Genomic DNA, 1,449 nt, shown 5'->3' with positions numbered 1-1,449 from the left:
TACTCCAGTCTGGTTTCGCGATCTTGCTGCGGACCCGGCTGGGAACGGGTACGGCCACCGCGTGATCATCGGTTGGTGTGTGGACAAACGAAGATCGTGCGGTGGCCGCAGACCACAGCGTAGACCCTGACCGCTGGCGAGCGATGTTCGACCAAGCCATGGCCCGGATCGCAGGGCGTTTCGGCCGAGTTGAGCCGAGGGCGAGCGCCCGCGCCTACTTGCTCGGGCTGTTGTCGAAGGTAGAGCGGAAGAACTGCTGGCAGCTGGCAGAACAGGCCGGCCTGGCTCGTCCGGGGCCGATGCAGCGGCTGCTGCGCTACGCCCGCTGGGACGCCGATGCCGTCCGCGACGATGTCCGCACCTACGCCGTCGAACACCTCGGAACCGACGACGCGGTGCTGATCGTGGACGAGACCGGCTTCGTGAAGAAGGGCCACGCCTCGGCGGGAGTGCAGCGCCAGTACACCGGCACCGCCGGACGCATCGAGAACTCCCAGGTCGGCGTCTTCCTCGCCTACGCAACAAGCCGGGGACGGGCCCTGATCGACCGCCGGCTCTACCTGCCCGAACAGTCCTGGTGCACCGATCCCGAACGCCGCCGGGCGGCCGGCATACCCGAAGAAGTCCGGTTCGCTACCAAGCCCCGCCTGGCCTGGGAGATGATCGCCGCCGCGCTGGACGCCGGAGTGCAGGCACCGTGGGTGACCGGTGACGAAGCCTACGGCCAGGACCCGCGACTGCGCGGCGCTTTGGAGGCACGCGGCACAGGCTACGTTCTCGCGGTCGCCTGCTCGACACGGGTGCGGATCAACCACGGCCGCACCCCCGTCCGCGCAGACACCGTCGCCGCACGGCTGCCCGTCACCGCCTGGCAACGGCGCAGCGCCGGATCCGGTGCGAAGGGCCCGCGCCACTACGACTGGGCCTGGATCCACATCGGCACCGACAAACACCGCCACCTGCTGATCCGACGCAACCGCACCACCGGTGAACTGGCCTTCTACCTGTGCTGGTCACCCACCACGGTCACCCTGGCCGAGCTGGTCCGCGTCGCTGGCATCCGATGGAGCGTCGAGGAGTGTTTCCAGGCGGCCAAGGGGCAGGTCGGACTCGACCACTACCAGGTCCGCAACTGGACCTCATGGCACCGGCACATCACGCTCGCCATGCTCGCGCTGGCCTTCCTGACCGCCCTCGCCGCCGACGCGGCACCGAAGCGGTCCGCCGGTCCGCACCGCCCGGCTCGCAACAGCGAACCGATCTCCTTGACCGTCCCGGAGATCCGCCACCTGTGCACCCTCGTCCTCGGCTCGCCGACCGTGACCGCTGCCAGGCTGCTGCACTGGTCGATCTGGCGCAGACGCCACCAGGCAACAGCCCGACGCAGCCACTACCGACGGCGATCCAACCCCGAACTTGCTGGATAGATCACGAAACCGCACTGGAGTA

At 68.7% G+C, this 1,449-nt stretch carries 1 protein-coding gene; it reads left to right on the top strand.

Going from position 1 to position 1,449, the window contains the following annotated elements; genetic code table 11:
- The first annotated feature begins 158 nt into the window (after positions 1 to 158).
- Positions 159 to 1,427 carry an IS701 family transposase gene (locus tag ABZ659_RS35835; protein ID WP_360229189.1) on the top strand — a complete coding sequence of 423 codons (1,269 nt, stop codon included), beginning with the start codon at positions 159 to 161 and terminating at the stop codon, positions 1,425 to 1,427.
- Positions 1,428 to 1,449 lie beyond the last annotated feature (22 nt).

Origin of the sequence: Streptomyces sp. NPDC006997 (assembly GCF_040635175.1) — a bacterium.
Taxonomy (GTDB): Bacteria; Actinomycetota; Actinomycetes; order Streptomycetales; family Streptomycetaceae; genus Streptomyces.
This window is presented reverse-complemented; position numbering and strand designations above follow the sequence as displayed.

Excerpts from the sequence above, each read along its gene's own strand:
- ABZ659_RS35835 (WP_360229189.1), top strand. The coding sequence starts at position 159 with ATGGCCCGGATCGCAGGGCGTTTCGGCCGAGTTGAGCCGAGGGCGAGC.